Origin of the sequence: Nostoc sp. (assembly GCF_036917275.1) — a bacterium.
In the GTDB taxonomy this organism is placed as follows: Bacteria; Cyanobacteriota; Cyanobacteriia; order Cyanobacteriales; family Nostocaceae; genus Nostoc.
Map to the genome: position 1 here is coordinate 17,215 of NZ_JBALDF010000072.1, position 18,558 is coordinate 35,772.

Here is an 18,558-nt window from a genome sequence, read left to right on the forward strand (position 1 = left end):
TCTAAAGGAAGCGATCGCATCTTAAAGCATCGTACTATATCTTGATATATTTACCGTAGTATTAATTATTGTATTTTTAGACTGCCGGAACAACAGAGGCTCATAAATGCCCAGAAATAAAATGGTTCTGTCCCACAAATAATTTGAGGCATTTTGTGACGATGCGGGTATTAGCTCTGATACCTGCATCGTCAAAAGATGCTATCAAAAAACCGCCTTTATGTCTGTCCTGTGTGCGGTCACATTTAGGATAAAGACGAATACCAGTAAGTTTAGATACAGCCCTTGCTCTGACTGGTTAGGAGCTTGTAGGCTTTTAACCAGTCAGGGACTTGACTAGAGGCAGCAGCCCTCTGGGAACAAGGTGACACAAGCCTTTGGGCTTTTATTTAGTGCAATTTGGATAAAGACTCAAACGCAGCTAAAAAGATCGACCATTGGTGTCATTATCTGATGAATCTATTCGGGGTAGAAAACTATTGTCCTTAACTCAATGCTCTGACGAGGTGGAGCATCCGCTGGGCTAGTGGGGTCATCAAACCCAGTATGACCGGCAAACCTGGCCCGTCCATCTTCTTTGGAGTCAAAGCACTTAATAAATAGCGCTTCGTCTTGTTGCATTTGTGGAAAATAAAACCATTGATGTGATGGGTTATAGGTTATTGCGTAAGTTTCGCCAGCGTAATTGGGGTACAAAAGATCAGTAGCTATAAGGTCTGTAGGTACGATACTCAGAGCGTCGCACACTGCCAATGGTGACTCCTGGACTGGTGCAATAGGTCGCCAAATGTTAATCAATGCAAACCTTTTTTGCACGACTTGATCAATATTATCTATCCCCTGCTCTGCCAATACCTTGCGTGCACGAGTATAGCCAGATTTGGCTGTAAAGTCATTATGTACGCGCTTGACGGGTTCCCTGATTTCGTTCTCGCCCGACTGCGAACGTTGAGCGTTACGAAGAGTGTGATCGAATATTAGTACTTCAGTTGCACCTGTCACCTCTTTCAATAATTGCTTGGCTTCAGGATAATAGACGTTGCGGATCTCATCTTCATCATAGAAATCAGTGACTTTACTTTCATGTGCAGCAAAGTCGAAGCCTTGGCGCTCTAAGGATACTTTATCTGAAATTTCCCGTGCATTATGGATTGGCACTTTGTGTGTCTCGTACTTTCCGTTGGAGCGGGGAACCCCTACTGGGGGTTCGTAGGCATAGATGAAAGGCTTTTCTGCCATCGGGGTGAGGTAGGTCAGTTCTGCCTCAACTTGTTTTAGGTCAGAGAAAAAACGATTGTCTGTGCTCATTGCTTACATCCTTGTTCAGAAGTTCAGACAGATAAGATCCCGTCGAGTTGGAGTGCAATTCACGCTCAATATCCAGCAATTGATCGCAATTACATTTAACGGCGTCAGCAAACTTACAAAATAGCTGAGGCATGTTGTAAAAGTAGAACTTAAAGTAGCTGTTGATATTTGTTAACGTCGTATCTCGTCAGGAATCTTCAGTACTAGATAATTATAGTTAAATACTTATTTAACCATTGCAGTAACTAACATAACAGAATTTTTACAAAATAGTCAAATGATTGTTTGACTATTTGAGTAGAATGCCAAATCCTGCTATGATATGGGGATGATTGAGAAAATAAATTACGAAAGCCGCGCTAAAATCTTCACGGCTCTTTCAGATGCAACACGCCTGCGCCTAGTAGATTTACTGTTGAATACTGACGAAATCAGCTGTTCAGAAATTGCCGAGCAGCTGGGTATTAGCTTATCTCTTTCTTGTCACCACTTGAAAGTTTTGACGGAAGCAGGTTTGGCAAAGAATTACAAAAAAGGGCAAACAAGATACTACTCAATTGATCGTGCTGTTCTCAATAGTACTTTAGAGAGTTTAAATAGTCTTATTAGATGAATAGTATTGTATACCAATATTGGCTCTTAACTTTGGTTGTGCTCAAGGACAATTGAGTGTATTGCTATTGACATAGATTTGATAGGCTGAAAACCAGCGATCGCTTTTAGAAGGCTACTCTTTTTACAACCCGATGACCCAATAATTACAAACTTTTCTTTTGGGTTCACAGTAAAGCTAACATCTTCTCCAACAATCAATTTTACCTGCAAAACTTCTTCTACAAGTTCTCAATGTCCGTTCGACAGATTATCTAAAACGATTACTTCATAAACCTGCATTTTTCAGAGCTAATATAGCATGGGAGCCAATGTATCCGGCTCCTCCCGTTACTAAAATAGTTGACATAATTTTGCGATGGGAAATTGCGAATGGCGCATGGGGTATTGGGAATTAATCAATAATTTAATTCTGCCTCCCCTGCTCCCCTTAAAATTAGATTGCCAGCTAGACTACTAATTTCTTTCTTCCAAGTAGCGAGAAATTGCACTGTCAAGGTGTGGCATTAATTCACCGCGATCACTACCAAGAACGCTGTAAGCTGGGCGAGTAGCAATCCAACCAAGTTCTTGTGTAGGACAAGCAACTAGATTGCTGACACTTACACCTGCTTTTTTAGCTGCTAATCGGGCTAAGTCAGACCAAGCGATCGCACTTTTATTAGCCAAATGCCACAAACCTTTTTCGCCATCAATTAATAAATCAAGGCCGGTATGGACAAGATCGGGTATGTATGTGGGGGAAACGATCGCATCTTCGGCTGCGACAAAAGTATTACCAGCACTAAGTTGACGTAGAGCGATCGTGACAAAGTTGTAATCATCCCACGGGCCGAAAAATGCGCTGGTGCGAATCACTAGTGATGCCGGATGAGCCTGCAATACCAGCTTTTCTGCCAAAACTTTGCTGCATCCATATATATTGAGGGGCGCAACGGTATCAGTTTCGACATAAGGATTAGACTCAGCACCATCGAATACCAAATCTGAAGAGAAAGTTAGCAGCCCCACATGATGTTGAGCGCAAGCAGCAGCTAAAATCGCTGCCCCTTCAGCGTTTACCTTTAAACAAATATCGGGTTCGCGTTCTGCATCGTCCACCCGCACGTATCCCGCAGCATTCACAACTGCCCACGGTTGCAACTCGGTAAGTACTTTATTGACGGAAGCAGGATTGGCAATGTCCATATCTTGCCGTCTTAGCAGGCGATATGAAATTCCTCGCACTTCACACAACCGAGCAAAAGCCTTGCCTAGTGTTCCTGTGGCTCCCACGATCGCCAGGGGACGGTTGGAAGTAGGGGAGGAAAACGGGGGATATGGGAAAGATACGCCACAACTGACTGCTGGGTATAATAGGCGCTCTTGTCGATGCCACCATCCTGGTGTATCAAGTAGTGGATGATTGGGTTTATGCCCAGTGGCTAAATCCTGTACCATTTTAGCGATCGCTGTTTGTCTGGGACGTGATGAGCGCAAATCAAATACGCCTGACTCGTAGTAACCTACCCAACGAGTTACTAAGCTATTCCAATCGTAAGTACCCAGAAGCGACCATACAGTGATAGCACGGACATCCACACCCTCATGTCGTACTTCCTGTGCCGCATTCCACACCTCATAAAGCCAACGTAGTTGTTCCTCACGAGTACAGTTAACGTGTACTTCAGTCACAGCAAGTGGCAGATTGTAGCGTTCCCATGCTTCTAGTAGCAATGAACGTGGCCCTGCCAAACCCTCAGAACAAACTCGCACCGCATCTACATCTGCATACTTGTCCTGCCCATTACCGCCATGTGTCCAAGCTGGATAATTTTCTGTGTTTTCATCCAAGAAGCGATCGCTGGTCACATAATGGTTAATGCCGATGATGTCAGGCGGACAGGTATTTTGTAAAAATGTCTCAAGTTCAGCCTCGCTGATCCCACAGTCGCGCAAGTAACCCCACATAGGACGAGTTGGGGAAACTAAACCACACAATAAATCAAGACTCAACCAACGACGCTCGTTTTCAAATTCTGCTTGATATACTAATCTCGATGTACTATAAGTTTTACCCAAATCCTCAGTTTGTACCAGTTGAGCATTGGGGTTGACTTCCCGAATTGCTTGCATCGAAAGAGCGATCGCTTTACACTCTCCTAACAAAGCACGGGCAAAAGTTAAATCGTCCCGTCCGTGAGGATACCAGTGACCATACATCCCACTAAATCGTGCTGTTGTCAGTGGCTCGTTGATGGGTGTGTAATGTGTAACCCAAGGATAGCGTTTTGCAACCGCACGAGCAAACACCGCTAGTTTTTCAGGAAATTCTGGATCTACCAAGCTGGTATCACGCGGCCCACTGCCATGATGCACTAATCCCACAATTGGACAGATGCCGAGTTCGCGCAAGCGCCCCAGCCGTTCATCCGCCCACGACCAATCAGCATTCTCCAAACCGTTAGGTGCTATTCGCTCCCAAAGTATTGGATAGCGGATGGCGTGTATGCCAAGTTCAGCGAATAAATCTAGATCGTCTAAGCGAGTTGCATGACCATTGCGTTCTAACTGATCGAAATACTCTTCACCCACACGATTAACCGTACACTCGATACCAGCCCAAACTTCTAGGGGAAGTTGTGCTTTGTTGCTGTTAAGTGTCGAGTTGAAAGCAGAAGCCATAATTTACAACTCAAGCTGATATTTTATTTGATGCGTTCTTTTTGAGTTTTGTAGTTTTGTAGGGGAGCCAGTGCGTTGCGGACGGTTTGATTAACCAAGATTTTACCCCACCCTAACCCTCCCCTTATAAAGGGGAGGGAACTAGATTTCCGGTTTCCCCCCAATACATCGGGGGGATTAAGGGAGGTAATTCGGCGTGAATTACGAATTACTTAAGCCTTAACCGCGATTTGCTTATAAACAGACAAAGCCTGAGCAACACATTGATCCATGTTGTAGTACTTGTAGGTCGCTAATCGTCCGACAAAATAGATTCCTGGAGTTTCATCAGCCAGCACCTTGTATTTCTTGTAAATTTCCTGATTCTCAGGACGCGGTACGGGATAATAAGGATCTCCCTCGGCTTTGGGAAACTCGTAAACAATACTCGTTTTCGAGTGTTCCTGACCAGTTAAGTATTTAAACTCTGTCACACGAGTATAAAGCTGTTCATTGGGATAGTTAATTACTGGCGCTTTTTGAAACACAGTCGTGTTATGCGTCTCATGTTTGAAATCAAGGGAGCGGTATGGTAGTTTGCCGTAGCGATAATCAAAGTATTCGTCAACCGGCCCGGAGTAAACCATCTCGCGGCAAGGTATAGCTTTTTGGATTTCTTGATAATCAGTGTTGAGCATTACCTTGATGTTCGGATGATTGAGCATATTGTCGAACATCCGGGTAAAGCCATGCAGTGGCATTGCCTGGTAACTATCGGTAAAATAGCGATCGTCACGATTGGTTCGTGTGGGAATTCTGGCAATTACTGATTTATCAAGTTCCGATGGGTCGAGTCCCCATTGTTTGCGCGTATAATTTCGGAAAAACTTTTCATACAGTACTCGACCAACTTTGCTTACCACCACATCTTCACTAGTGCGGATATTTTCTACTGGTTCAGCAAGGGATTTATAAAACTCTTCCACCTCAAATGAATTGAGATTCATCCCATACAGCTTGTTGATGGTGTCGAGGTTGATTGGAATCGGAACAAGTTGCCCGTCTACACTGGCAAGGACACGATGTTCGTAAGACCGCCACTGAGTAAAGCGTGAGAGGTATTCAAAGACTTCGCGGGAATTGGTGTGAAAGATGTGGGGGCCGTATTTGTGTACAAGAATGCCATCATCGTTGTAATGATCGTAGGCATTGCCGCCTATGTGGTTGCGCTTGTCTACAACCAGCACTTTTTTACCTTGAGTTGCCAAACGTTCTGCAATGACGCTACCAGAAAAACCAGCGCCGACAACCAAGTAATCGAAGACAAAATCTCTAGTAATGATATTTGGTGCTTGTTTACCAGCCGCACCTGTGGAGTTAGCTTTGTCTTCACCATCACGGGCTGCGATCGCAGAGTCAATCAGCTTCATCATTGATGCCCAAGTCCGATCCCAAGAAATCTTTTCTAAAAAGACATCTACTCGACTCAACCATTCTGAGGCTGGGGTGTCTTCTTGCATTGCTTGTTCTGCGGCAGTAACGAACTCAGAAACTGTATCTGCAATTCGCACCAGTTTCGACTCTCCATAAGGACGCACTACATCTCGAATTGAGGTAGATACTACAGGTATACCTGCGGCAAGATATTCTGGGGTTTTGGTGGGGCTAATAAAGCGTGTTGACTCGTTACGCGCAAACGGCAACATTGCTAAATCCCAGCCTGCTAAATAGGCAGGTAGTTGTTTATAATCTCTGCCACCGAGATAATGAATATTTTCATGCTGTGGCAGAGTTGCGGGATCGATTTTGACAACTGGCCCAATAATTACTAAATGCCAGTCGGGACGTGCTTCGGCAATTCCAGCAAGCAGTTCAATATCCATCCGTTCATCAATTACGCCAAAGAAACCAAGACGAGGATGAGGAATATGAGCTTGATCTTCTGGTTCTGGAATATTTCTCGCCTGTCCAAAGTGGGCGACATCTACACTGCTAGGAAAGGCATAAACGTTGGGGTGCTGGTTCACCTTACTTTCGTAAAGGCTTTGTCCACCTGTAAATACTAAGTCTGCACGGCTGAATAATTCGGCTTCGTAATTCTTTAAAGTAGGTGATGCTCCTTGGAATGCAGACAATTCATCCATGCAATCATACACTACAGCTTGGGGTTGCAAGTGGCGGGTAAACGCGATCGCCATTGGTGTGTAATACCAACAAATGTACTTCTTGATATTATGCTCTGCAAACAAACTATCTATTAATACTTGTAAATCTGCATTTATTGCTTCTTCACTTAAACCTTGTGGCAGGTGTGGCACAACCACAACTACTCCATTAGAATCTTCGTTTACATCTAAGTTTGCCAAGGGTTCTTCAGAGAAAATTGGCTCCTCAATAAAGAACACTCGCTTTCCGTGGGCGCAGCGACTAAGAAGATGTTGTGGTCTTTGATAGACGAAATTCCAACGCAAATGAGATAAGCAAACTATATCAGGTGTGTCTTTAAAGGCTTCTGTTGATTGAACTTTTTTGTTAGACGAAGTTAAATTCAACTGTGACGAACTCAATGATTGCGTTTGGGCTAACTGCGATCGCTTTGTTTTACGCTGCTTCGGCGAAATAACATTGCTGACACCGTTGTTTTTGACTTGAGATTTTTCACTTGTCATAGTTCGTCTCATTATTTAAATTATTAATTTTGACTAGCTAAACGCTAATACCTTTTCTTTGTAAGGCATTCTTTGTAAGGCAGCACCAAGCTTACTTTCATGCAAAAGCTTGCAACATATTTTGCTGCTTTTCAATATCGAATCGGTATAATCAATACTTGGTTGTATTAATAAGAAAGTACTGTTTTATATCTAATTTTTTCATCTACCCAAATAAATATAAAGTTAGTTTTTTTATTAAGTCCTAAGCACTATATTTTTATGAATATCTAAAATTTAAAACTAAGTACTAATTCATGTAAGGTGTTTTTTGATACTTATAATTTATATAAGTATATTTATGCTTGTCTGTTCGGTTTCGTACATAAGATCATTAAAACAATTATGATTAATATTAAAATTAATAAAATCAGCTTATTTATTACCTGACTTTTTTATTCATATTAAATATTTTACCCTAATAGTATATATAAATTGATTAATTTTTAAGTATTTAACAGTATTCTTTTTTATAAAAAATATATTAGTTTGTTACGTTGAATACATATTGCTGTAACAATTATTTTATAAGCGATAGTAAATGAAGTAATTTGTTTTATTGTTGGTTTATTAGAAACAAGTATTATAATTTTCACCCTGATGATATATCTGTTCTCTCAACCTTGGGTAGGTTAAGAGCCTTTCGGCTGTGTGTAACATTGGTTGTAATTCAATTTATAAACCTCACGCGATCGCTCCATCATTAGAAGCGATCGCGTTTTTCTATCTCAGAGTTTTCAAATAAATAGGTAGGTAATGCTGGAAGCTTTTTACTCTGAAAGATTTAATTTGTTCAATTAATTATAAGCTTATATTAGGTATAAAAACTCAAACTTAATCTTAATTTAAATGCAAAAAAAAGCTTTAAACCCAAATCAGTCACACCTCTAAGCCTTGCTGGCGCTCATCGGATTGTTGCCTTTGAGTAAGACATTTTTCGGCTTAATGCCATTGTTCGGCGCTAATGTTTTGCTTAATGCATTAGCAGCGATCGCAGCTGGCTACTATGGCATTCTTATACCAGCTAAAGTGAGCGGTGTTAATGTATCGCAAAATCTTTAATCGTTGCTGATAGTCTGCGGTGTCCAGGTAGGGCCATTGCAACATGGTTCTTCTGGTTTCCAGATCAGCATATCTAAGCAGATTTGCCGCATATCCATGTTTTGTGTCCAAGCATGATAGACAACATACTCACTCTTACGATCTGGCCCAATAACGATAGAGTTATGTCCCGGTCCTCTAACAAAATTAGGAACAGACTTTAGCACCCGTGGCCCAGTTTCGTTACCTGCATCAGAGTAAGGCCCCATCACGTTGTCAGCAATTCCATAATCTACGCCGTAGTTCTCAGTTTCCCAGCGTCCACCACTATAAAAGCAGTAGTATTTACCTTTATGCTTACGAACGCAAGGGCCTTCTAAAGTATGCCAATCATAAATTTCACCGTACATTAAACGGTTGGCTAAAAACCGTTGCCAATCGGATCGCGCACGTAAAACCACTTTCCCTTCACCAGCAAGCTTAGTCATGGTTTGGAGACGATCTACAAACAACGCTGTGCCAGCACGCACTCCATCCGATGTATCCAGAAAGTCACGGGCGTAAAACAAATACCATTGTCCATCGTCATCCTGGAAGGGGTGCGGATCGATCGCAAAAGGACAAGATTTTGGATCTACAAGTGGCTCACCAACATCTTGATAAGGCCCTAACGGAGTATCGCTTGTAGCCACACGTAACTGATGATTCTTGTCTTCATGTCCCACAGAATAGTAGAGATAAAACTGGCGATCGTAGTAAGCAACTTCGGGGGCCCAGAAATTATCGCCAAGGGCGGAGTCTGGCCGTTGTAGTGCGTTACCAACATAATCCCAATTCACAAAGTCGAAAGAGCGTAACAGAGGAAAGACACGCGATTTGTTATTCGAGTTAATATTTGGTGCATCCGGTATTTCATCTACCGTTCCTTCTGCTTCTGCTGCGCCTGTGCCGATTGCATAATATACCCCTTCGTGTTGCCAAACAAAAGGATCGGCAAAATAACCTTTGTAGACTGGATTAATATAGGTTTGCATCTTAATTATCTATAGAATGACAAAAGTCCTTCTTCTACTAGTGGTCTTAATACGGTTCGGTTAACGTTTTCATATTTTGAAGATCCCCCCAACCCCCCTTAAAAAGCTACGGTGTATACACAAGTCTGAAATAGCTTGGAATTTGGGTTTGAACTCTGGTTTTACCCCACCCTAACCCTCCCCTTATAAAGGGGAGGGAACTAGATTTCTTTTTCCCCCCTTTATAAGGGGGGATTAAGGGGGGTAGTTCTAGGATACAAGGGGAAAATAGATCTGTGTATACACGGTAGCTTAAAAAGGGGGGCTTTCAAGCCTCTTTTACCCCTTTTTTAAGGGGGTCGCCGTAGGCGGGGGGATCAAAACCCGCACCGTATTGCTAGTGGTCTGTCCCATTATTGAGAGATAAGAGAACGAACCGCAAAGGACGCAAATGAAGAAGGGAAATTGAAATTTGATTCACCTATTAGACTTAATGCGATAGACGACTAGTATTTAAAATTCACGTAAGTTTCGACTTTGTTCTTAGGTAAGCTTTCTACCAGCTGACACCGTAGCATCTGCTTTAGCTTTTCTGGCAGGCTTTCATAGTAGTCTTTTGGGAGAGTCAAATCTACCTTTGGCGTATGCAACCAATGCATCGCATAGCCCATAACTACCATCGGTCTTGGCTGGTTTGTCCGATTTGGGGAACCCCGATGCAGTGCTAAAGGCGATCGCACCATCACATCACCTGGCTGCATATAAAAGGATTCCATCGGAATTTCACCACTAGCAACCTTTTCTAATCCCTCTTCTCGCGGTAAGACATGAGTACCACGCGCCATTTGGAACGGGCCGTTTTCTGCGGTTACTTCCACTAGGGGAAAGTTGACTGCTAGGGCGTAAAGTGGGGTTACTATGCGATCATTAAACAACGGGCGAAAATCCCGATGGATTTCCTGATAATCTGAACCCTGGAATGGGACATCAACCCCTAACTGAACCATCACGTATTCTTGAAAAAACACGCGCTCTAGGACACCCATAATCACTGGGTTGGCAAAAACCAATTCATTAGCGAATGGATAAATCCAAGGTAAGGTCAGATAGTAGCGGGAAATTTCACGGGGAGCCAACCCACCTGGTTGATTTTGACGCTCATAAAATAACTTTTCAAAAGCTTGTGTCCACTCATCAATTAATTTTTGCTCAAAAACACCATGAATGACACAAATTCCGTCTTTATTCAGTTCTTGAGCAAATCGGTCTAGGTCGGTAGCTGAATATTTCGCTATACCGCCTATACTTTGAACCATCTTTTTTATCCTCTTCAACTTATATAGCAAGGGACTGGGGACTAGGGACTGGGGACTAGGGACTGGGGAATGGGTGAAAAGCCTTTTTGTGTCTAAGTTTTATCATTTGTTAATGTCCTAACCACCTTGGCTGTTGCTATAACTAGAGTGGTATTAAAGACTTCTAGGATATTTTTTTATTGCTTGTCGATAGTAGCGCACTATTTTTAAAATTACTGGCTTATACCAATCTAAGGAACCAAAATTTGTCCGGTGTAACCTGCTTGCTTATATTGTTCAAGAACATGAGTTGCAATACCTTTACTCTGATCTGATTTAACCAAAGCTACACTTGCACCGCCAAAACCAGCACCCGTAAGTCTTGCACCATACACTCCTTCTGTTTTCTGCAAAATCTCTACCAATGTATCCAGTGCAGGTACAGACACTTCGTAATCGTCTCTCAAACTGGCGTGGGATGCGTTCATCAATTCGCCAAAGCGCTCAGATGATACTCCCTGCAATACTTCTAAGACGCGGTTATTTTCTGTAATCACATGACGAGCACGCCGCCGGAGAGGTTCGGGGAGTTTTTCTGTTACTTTAGCATCAGTAATATCTCGTAGTGCCTTAACTCCTAGCGATCGCGCCGCCTCCTCACACTCCGCTCGGCGCTGGTTATAACCACTACTTGCAAGTGTGCGGGGTACACCGCTATCAATAACCAAAATCTCCGCTTTCTCAGGCAAAGGCATCACCCGACGTTCTAAAGTCCGAGTATCTAAAAATAAGATATGTTCAGTATCAGCCAAGCTAGAAGCCATCTGATCCATGATGCCGCATTGCACGCCAGCATATTGAATTTCTGCTTGCTGGGCAAATTGGGCGATTTCAACATCATCAATGGGAAGCTTCAGAAGTTGGCGTAATGCCCGAAGGGTTGCCACTTCCAAAGCCGCGCTACTAGATAAACCCGAACCCATCGGAACCGATGAATTGACGTACACACAAAGCGATGGTATTGTGTATCCCGGTTTTTGCAAAAGTTCAATACAGCCAAAAATATAACTGGCGAATCCAGACGGGGTATGATTGATATCTGAAATGCTCACTTGCTCGTTTAAATTTTCCGAATAAAAGTGATGCTGACTATCGCTACTCAAACCTAACTGTACCGTGGTGGATTGAGGAATCGCAGTTGGCAGAACGAAGCCATCGTTATAGTCGGTATGTTCGCCTAGTAAATTTACTCTTCCCGGCGCACTGGCTTGAGTTTCAGGTGGTTTACCGAATACTTGTTGAAAATCCATAATTTTTAATTGTACAAAGGTACAGGGCGTAACCTTCCTTCTACCTCAACATTAGGAAAATTTGCATCAAAAGTCAGATTTTCCAACTTTCCATCCTTGAGAATCACAAAAGTATCTTCAACCTTTGCGCCTGCTAAACTGGGATTCCAAGCAACAGCAATGCCTTCTGTCAAAGTATCAGTAGTAGTTGGATTGGCGACAATTTCTCGTGATAAATATCCAGTGGTTCCTCCTTGGTGATGTTCGCGGATGGCATTGGGAAATCCATGCTGCTCATAAGCCTGAGCGATCGCGTGATAAACTGCATCAAGAGTGGTTCCGGGTTGGCACAAATTCAAAATTACTGCTTCTACTTCACGCACATGAGAATGCAATTCAGCCCGTTCGTCTGAGAGCTTACCAAAACAAACAAATCGAGTCAGATTTGCATACAAACCGTAACCTCTAGCGCAAAACACCAGCATTGCTTGCTGTCCAATCTGTTCTCCGGTAGGTGTAGCATGACGGTATAAGGGCAAACGTCTTTCACCCGCTACCAGTGTCAGCGCTGGATGCAACCCTTTCGCCCATAACGCCTCAGCACCCGCACCCGCTAATTGATATTCTGTCCAAGTTGGCTTGGCAACTTTGAGTACCTCTGTCATTGCCTGACTAGCTTTTTGCCCGACTTGACGATATCGCTCTAATTCACTTGACATCATTACCCGTTTATGATTTTGCAGAGTTGGGGGTAACGGCTTTTCTAAATTGGAGATGGGGCGTTCGCGCTTCGCGTTGTCGCAGACATCGGTAATTACTTTCCCATCGCCAGTTACATCACGAACAAAAGACTCACGGGCAGCAGCATCAGCCCAAGGGTTGACATGCAACTTAAAATTAGCAGGCAGTTCTTCATCCTTAAGACGCTGGGCTTCAATTTCATCTGTCAATACCCAAGCCTCGTCAGTAGTTACTAATACTTCTGCTACACCAGTTTCAGCACTCAGCAGCACGGTATTAGAAGCGCCAGCCGTCGCCCAGGCAAACCAGTCTGTACCACGCAAACGCACGCCTTGTACTTCAGTTTCATGCAAGGTTTGCCTAATTAACTCTAGCTTATTGGAGACTTCCTCGTTCATAGGAAAAACACAGATAGATACAGATGATTATCAAATTTATCTAGGTTTGTCTGCGTCTGTCTGAGGGATTGAACTGACGTTGCTTGTTACAGATTAATAATACTTAATATAAATTAGTGTAAATTACAATTAACTAATGTCAAATTTAATGATGTTATTTTTTAGCAGATTAGTTTAATATTTCTTCGATTATTTTAAATACATCTATAAAATTATAGAAATCTTCTCGTGTACCGTTAGCACATAACCAACTGCAAAGATTTTTTTTCTCATCTTTGTTTACTTCCCACTTTTCTTGAACAGTGACAGTTGTACCTCTTTCAGTTTTTGTATATTCTGAGGTTATATCAATGAAAGCTGGCTTTACTGCTAAGGCCTTTTTTAAGGTTGTAACATCAAAAAGATTTTCAATTCCTTTTTTTATAGGATTTGTATCTAAAAAAAGCATTGTTCTACGAAATACGCTTCCCTTTTGTTCTGCTTTTTTAGAAATATCACAGTCATAAAGTAAAATTATTTTTTGGGAAGTAACCTCAGCAAGCTTAGTATTAAAATGCTTCCAGACATTATCAATATTTCCATAGCCTTCAGAATCTTTTAGATTTAATTTATCTAAAACTTCATTTTTTCCAAGCAAATTAGCCGCTTTTGTTAAATATTTAATATCGTAATCACCTTCTATAAATAAAATGGTTTTATGTGATTTTTCGATTTCTGCTTGTATATCTTCATTAGATTTTTTTGTATTCTTAAAATAAGAATATGCTTTTTCAAACTCACTAAATTGCTCTGGTGTAATTTCTATACCTTTTGGTAGCTGGATAATCATAAAACCATCATTTCCTAGTTTTTCCTCCAGTCCAAGTATGAATAGAGGAGAGTGTGAAGTAATAATGAACTGAATCCCTGGGAATAAACTAATAAGTTCTGGGAGAATATTTCTTTGGTGTAATGAATGAAGATGTATGTCAATCTCATCAATAATGACTAAACCACGAATTTTATCAAGACTCTCAAATTTAGTTGAATCACATAAATCATAATCACGTAAGATTGTTAAGAAGAGGTTTATTAGTGCAGTTTCTCCAGTAGAAAGCTGGAATATATTGGGAACTAATAATTTATCATCATTTATCAACGAAACATTTCGGTCATTCTTTCCTCCAATACCAAATCTGAGATTACCTTCTTTTTGAAAAATTTTTTTCAAAATTAATAAAATTGAGTTATATATATTTGTACTATCGCCTTCGTATCCTGTAATGACATTCCATATGGATGAACCAAGTTGTGTATTTACTATTTGAGGAGTTATTTGAATTTCTAAGACATTTCTATCAAATATGAGATCAAAAAACCAATTTTGATTACTTTGGAGTGGCGCGTAGTTAATGATTTGTCGGTTTAAAAAGCCTTTTACTTGTTTAATATGTGAAAAACTTGCTTTAGCATTTAAATTATCCCAATTCAGCCATGCAGGTTCTTCAAACCTGTTAGGCGGAAAGTAAAGGAGGCTATTTTTATTATATGTATATTTTAATTTTTCTATTTGGATGTCAAAGTTTGTAAAGAAAAAACTATTATCATTTTCAGGTATTTGATTCCACTCTTTATAAATTGATGTTATTCCATCTTGAGCTTCAATTTCTTTCCTTGCTCGATTAAGTTGCCATTCAAAGTAAGTTAACTCTTCTTCAAACTCTATTTTGCCGAAAGAATATGTTGAGCCAATTTTAATATAATGCGGACTTCGATACTTATAAACTTTACCTTTTTGCACTTCACAATTATCAAAAATTTCTTGCTGAGCAGCTAGAATACCATTAACAATATAGGAAATAAAAATACTTTTTCCTGAGCCATTTTCACCTACAATAATGACAGGCTTGGGTTGAGAACTTTCATTGAAGGGTAAATCAATATCTAAATAGTTTATAGGGCCTACATTTTCAAGTAAAACTTTCTTTAAATACATATTATTTTTCTTATAAGTCGTATTTATACTGAATTTTGAGGGTAACACATATTTTGGCGGCTTGTAGAGGTATTGCAAATCGCCAGTAAAACGTAGGTAAAAAAATCGCAGGTTGGTGTAAACAGTCGCAACCCAACAACTTCGAGAATGTTGGATTTTCTACCGTCAAACTAATCTGCGTAGATTTTAATTTTGATTTTTTCTAAACAATAAGCGCATCTCGTGACGGATGCGCTTGTTTTGGTTTACCTATTTTCTCTTTATGCGGCAATCAGCATTTCAATATCTACAGCCACAGCCTGTAACTCTTTCGCTTTCTCCTCCGGTAAAGCATCATTGGCAAACATCCCGGCTGCGAGTTCGGTTCCCGCCAGATACTTTAACCTTTCGCTTGTCCGATATGGTGGAAAAAACTCGGCGTGTAAATGCGCTTCGGGATGCGCTAAACCGTCAGTTGGTGCTTGGAACCAAGCCATCAAGTAAGGAAACGGGCGATTCCACAAACCGTCATACTTGAGAGTGACAGTTTTTAACGCTTTGGCGAGTCCCCAACGTTGTTCAGGGGTAAGATCCATAAAAGTGCTAACTGGCTCTTTTGGTGCAATCCAGACTTCATAGGGGTAACGAGCGCATACCGGGACAAATGCGATCGCATACTCATCTTGATAAATAATCCGTTGATCGGCTGCAATCTCCTTCTGAATCAAGTCTTGCAGTAAACCCCGCCGATGTTTTTCATAATACTCCTGCTGCATTGACAGCATCCGTGCCGGAACAGGGGGTATAAAAGGATAAGCGTAAATTTGCCCGTGGGGATGGTGCAATGTTACACCTACCTCTACACCCTTATTTTCAAAGGGCAGCACGTACTGAATTTGGGGATTTAATCCTAGTTCGCGGGTGCGATCGCCCCACACTTCTAAGAGCAAATCTAGATGTTCCAATTCCAGAGAACTAAGGGAAGCTTGGGAATTTTGAGTAAAAACCACCACTTCACACGCTCCATTAGCTGGTAACGTTTCCACAATACACTCCGGCGGATCATGTGCTGCTTGAGCCATTGAGGGAAAGCGATTATCAAATACCGCTACATCATATTTACCTTGGGGAAGTTCTGTAGGAAACTCCGGTTTAGTAGTGGGTGCGAGGGGGTTATATTCTGGGGGCGGCATGAAAGTCCGCCCTTGACGGTGAGAAGCATAAGCAACCCATTCGCCGCGTAAAGGATGCCAGCGCAGGTGGGGATTTGCCTGCACTGGTTCATTACTAGGGCTAGTGGCGATGATATTCTCGGCAATCGGGTATCGACTGTATAAGGTCAGTGGGCGACCATCCGGCTTTAACAGCTTGTGGGAGTACATAATCCTTGTCCTGAAAGGGTCGCAGCGCGGATCGCCTCAATGGGAAATTTCGGCGTGCGATCGCCATATAATAAACCGTTAGCTTCTTGGAAAGTATCTGTTAATTGGGTGTAACAGAATCCGCTAAATAGCTCGATATCATTAATCGTTAGAAGCAGAGAAGCGTATTTCATTTCTAGCTCGGAAATATTGGAGCAACGCTCATATCCCCAAGCTTTATCTGCATCGGGGTTATCAACAGGAGCATAGGCAATACCACCAAACTCAGTCAGCATTACTGGCTGTCCCTGATGCGGAAAGTTATCCAGTGTCAAGATGCGCCCTCCAGGACGCTTCCGATCAAACAAATCTGATAGCTTCACTTCTGGGCCATAGCGAAGACCTAATCGTTGTGGGTGGGTGTCGTAGTCATGAATAGCCAGAATATCTGTATCTGTACTTTCCCAGCCATCGTTGGCAATCACTGGGCGGCTCGGATCGAGAGTTTTAGTTAAGTGAAACATTGCCAAGACGTAGTTTCGGTGAGCCGCAGTTTCAACCAGATTCGGAACTCCCCAAGATTCATTAAACGTTACCCAAGCTACGATACAGGGGTGGCTGATATCTCGCCTAATCACCTCAGCCCACTCTCGCGTCGTGCGTTCCACTGCTTTAGGTGTGAAACGATATGCACTGGGCATCTCCTCCCATACTAACAACCCCAGCACATCTGCCCAATATAAAAATCGTGGGTCTTCAATTTTCTGGTGCTTACGGACTCCGTTAAAACCCATTGCTTTGGCGAGTTCGACATCGCGCCGCAATGCCCCATCGTCCGGTGCTGTCATTAGCGAATCGGGCCAGTAGCCTTGATCCAAAACTAAGCGCAAATAATAAGGACGACCATTGAGCATAAAGCGATCGCGCTGTATCCCCACAGTCCTCATTGCTGTGTAGGATTTGGCTTGATCCAAGAGTTGATTGTTATGCCAAAGTTCAATATGGGCATCCATTAGAGTGGGCTTTTCTGGACTCCACAGTAATTCGTTGCGGTAGTCGTCGATACCTGGATCGGAAAGGGAGATCCGACGGCCAATTTCTCCGTTAAACACTTCGTATGTATCGTTTGCCAGCACGGTATTGCCAATGCTCAGTTTTACCTTGATTTGGATACCATCAAGGGCATCACCTGCGATCGCAGCATAACAACCAACTTCCCACCGCTCGAAATCGGGACTCCACCGGATGTGATCGATGTAAGTTCTACCCACACGCTCAATCCAGACTGTTTGCCAAATACCACTGGTGCGAGGATACCAAATACTGTGCGGTTCCAATTGCCAATCCTGCTTTCCTCTAGGTTTAGCAAGGTCACAAGGATCATCCTGGGCCCAGACTGTTACTTTAGTTATGCCACTCTGATTCAAAACTGTGGTAATATCCAGCGTGAAAGGAGTATGTCCCCCCTCATGCTCTACCATGTATTGACCATTGACCCATACACGGGCGCGATAATCCACAGCCCCAAAGTGCAGTAATAATCTGCCCTCACCTTCAGGCGTTTCAAATTCTCGCTCATACCAGCAGTTTGGATGAAAACCTGTATCACCAATACCACTTTTGATAGATTCGGGAGCGAAGGGAACTTGTATATGATCACTCCACGCCTGGATATCGCCTGGTTGAACACATTGCCCTTCATCGTCAAAAGCGAACTTCCACTCACCATTTAAATTTAGCCAGTGCGATCGCTTTAACAATGGTCGGGGGTGTGTTGCAGTTAAGTCCACAAAGTTATTATCAGTTTTAGAGGCTAATTTAACCTCAGAATTTTTTATATCTAACAATTTCATCAAATTTCCTCCCTATCCATAACTCAATCAACCCCTGCTATAGATTAAATCCAGACCCAAATATTGGATTTCGGTATATAGCACGAGTTTTGACCCGATCATTCATTGATCGGTTCGACCTAGTAGCATTATATTTTTTCGTAGCCAATACCGATACCTTCCCCACTTACGTGTTGAAGTATAGGAATAAGTTTATATACCCCTAGCTCGTGACATTATGGCATATACATTACTAACCTTTGCCAGATTATCTAAAAAAAAGCATTAAATTTAGGTGGCTAATAACTATCATAAATCTGCCACACAATAAAGTGGTTGTCATAAAAATTTTATTTATATAAA

At 42.0% G+C, this 18,558-nt stretch carries 12 protein-coding genes and 2 pseudogenes; 2 read left to right on the forward strand and 12 right to left on the reverse strand.

Annotation, left to right across the window (positions count from 1 at the left end):
• Positions 1-459 precede the first annotated feature (459 nt).
• Entirely contained in the window at positions 460-1,308 is an 849-nt protein-coding gene (locus tag V7K35_RS28545) for a CmcJ/NvfI family oxidoreductase (RefSeq protein WP_335083725.1), read from the reverse strand.
• A 328-nt stretch (positions 1,309-1,636) separates the two neighbouring features.
• Here V7K35_RS28545 and V7K35_RS28550 point away from each other — a divergent pair, with 328 nt between their 5' ends.
• Positions 1,637-1,921: an ArsR/SmtB family transcription factor gene (locus V7K35_RS28550; protein WP_335083727.1), complete on the forward strand. Its 285-nt coding sequence runs from the start codon at positions 1,637-1,639 to the stop codon at positions 1,919-1,921.
• A gap of 26 nt (positions 1,922-1,947) precedes the next feature.
• Here V7K35_RS28550 and V7K35_RS29865 read toward each other — a convergent pair whose 3' ends face one another.
• The 4 genes and pseudogenes from V7K35_RS29865 to glf all read right to left on the reverse strand — a co-directional run bounded on the left by V7K35_RS29865 (position 1,948) and on the right by glf (position 7,232).
• Positions 1,948-2,133, reverse strand: a complete 186-nt coding sequence (locus V7K35_RS29865) for an ATP-binding cassette domain-containing protein (protein ID WP_442939776.1) — start codon at positions 2,131-2,133, stop codon at positions 1,948-1,950.
• A gap of 21 nt (positions 2,134-2,154) precedes the next feature.
• A pseudogene (locus V7K35_RS28555) lies at positions 2,155-2,269 on the reverse strand (NAD-dependent epimerase/dehydratase family protein); the annotation flags it as partial.
• Between the two features lie 107 nt (positions 2,270-2,376).
• On the reverse strand, positions 2,377-4,584 hold the full coding sequence (locus tag V7K35_RS28560; RefSeq protein WP_335083729.1) for a family 1 glycosylhydrolase: 2,208 nt from the start codon (positions 4,582-4,584) through the stop codon (positions 2,377-2,379).
• A gap of 212 nt (positions 4,585-4,796) precedes the next feature.
• Complete coding sequence (gene glf, locus V7K35_RS28565; protein WP_335083731.1) at positions 4,797-7,232, reverse strand: UDP-galactopyranose mutase; 2,436 nt, start codon at positions 7,230-7,232, stop codon at positions 4,797-4,799.
• Positions 7,233-8,165: 933 nt separating this feature from the next.
• On the opposite strand from glf, the pseudogene V7K35_RS28570 reads away from it, so the two are divergent.
• Positions 8,166-8,333: pseudogene (locus V7K35_RS28570) on the forward strand (DUF4383 domain-containing protein); the annotation flags it as partial.
• Here V7K35_RS28570 and V7K35_RS28575 read toward each other — a convergent pair.
• From V7K35_RS28575 to V7K35_RS28605, 7 genes are all read right to left on the reverse strand, one after another.
• Positions 8,330-9,346 (reverse strand): glycoside hydrolase family 43 protein, encoded by a 1,017-nt coding sequence (locus V7K35_RS28575; protein ID WP_335083732.1) that lies wholly within the window; start codon positions 9,344-9,346, stop codon positions 8,330-8,332. The pseudogene V7K35_RS28570 and the gene V7K35_RS28575 overlap by 4 nt on opposite strands.
• Positions 9,347-9,831: 485 nt before the next feature.
• Positions 9,832-10,641 carry a phytanoyl-CoA dioxygenase family protein gene (locus V7K35_RS28580; protein ID WP_335083734.1) on the reverse strand — a complete coding sequence of 270 codons (810 nt, stop codon included), beginning with the start codon at positions 10,639-10,641 and terminating at the stop codon, positions 9,832-9,834.
• Positions 10,642-10,871: 230 nt separating this feature from the next.
• Entirely contained in the window at positions 10,872-11,930 is a 1,059-nt protein-coding gene (gene galK, locus V7K35_RS28585) for a galactokinase (RefSeq protein WP_335083736.1), read from the reverse strand.
• A 5-nt stretch (positions 11,931-11,935) separates the two neighbouring features.
• Positions 11,936-13,048, reverse strand: a complete 1,113-nt coding sequence (locus V7K35_RS28590) for a M24 family metallopeptidase (RefSeq protein ID WP_335083738.1) — start codon at positions 13,046-13,048, stop codon at positions 11,936-11,938.
• 169 nt (positions 13,049-13,217) lie between these two features.
• Entirely contained in the window at positions 13,218-15,023 is a 1,806-nt protein-coding gene (locus V7K35_RS28595; protein WP_335083740.1) for an AAA family ATPase, read from the reverse strand.
• Positions 15,024-15,283: 260 nt separating this feature from the next.
• Entirely contained in the window at positions 15,284-16,384 is a 1,101-nt protein-coding gene (gene galT, locus V7K35_RS28600) for a galactose-1-phosphate uridylyltransferase (protein WP_335083742.1), read from the reverse strand.
• On the reverse strand, positions 16,363-18,216 hold the full coding sequence (locus tag V7K35_RS28605) for a glycoside hydrolase family 2 protein (RefSeq protein ID WP_335083744.1): 1,854 nt from the start codon (positions 18,214-18,216) through the stop codon (positions 16,363-16,365). The genes galT and V7K35_RS28605 overlap by 22 nt, the downstream gene beginning before the upstream one ends.
• Positions 18,217-18,558 lie beyond the last annotated feature (342 nt).

Coding starts and splice junctions, on each gene's coding strand:
- V7K35_RS28545 (WP_335083725.1), bottom strand. CDS start 1,308: ATGAGCACAGACAATCGTTTTTTCTCTGACCTAAAACAAGTTGAGGCA.
- V7K35_RS28575 (WP_335083732.1), bottom strand. CDS start 9,346: ATGCAAACCTATATTAATCCAGTCTACAAAGGTTATTTTGCCGATCCT.
- V7K35_RS28605 (WP_335083744.1), bottom strand. CDS start 18,216: ATGAAATTGTTAGATATAAAAAATTCTGAGGTTAAATTAGCCTCTAAA.
- galT (WP_335083742.1), bottom strand. CDS start 16,384: ATGTACTCCCACAAGCTGTTAAAGCCGGATGGTCGCCCACTGACCTTA.
- V7K35_RS28560 (WP_335083729.1), bottom strand. CDS start 4,584: ATGGCTTCTGCTTTCAACTCGACACTTAACAGCAACAAAGCACAACTT.
- V7K35_RS28595 (WP_335083740.1), bottom strand. CDS start 15,023: ATGTATTTAAAGAAAGTTTTACTTGAAAATGTAGGCCCTATAAACTAT.
- glf (WP_335083731.1), bottom strand. CDS start 7,232: ATGACAAGTGAAAAATCTCAAGTCAAAAACAACGGTGTCAGCAATGTT.
- V7K35_RS28580 (WP_335083734.1), bottom strand. CDS start 10,641: ATGGTTCAAAGTATAGGCGGTATAGCGAAATATTCAGCTACCGACCTA.
- galK (WP_335083736.1), bottom strand. CDS start 11,930: ATGGATTTTCAACAAGTATTCGGTAAACCACCTGAAACTCAAGCCAGT.
- V7K35_RS28550 (WP_335083727.1), top strand. CDS start 1,637: ATGATTGAGAAAATAAATTACGAAAGCCGCGCTAAAATCTTCACGGCT.
- V7K35_RS28590 (WP_335083738.1), bottom strand. CDS start 13,048: ATGAACGAGGAAGTCTCCAATAAGCTAGAGTTAATTAGGCAAACCTTG.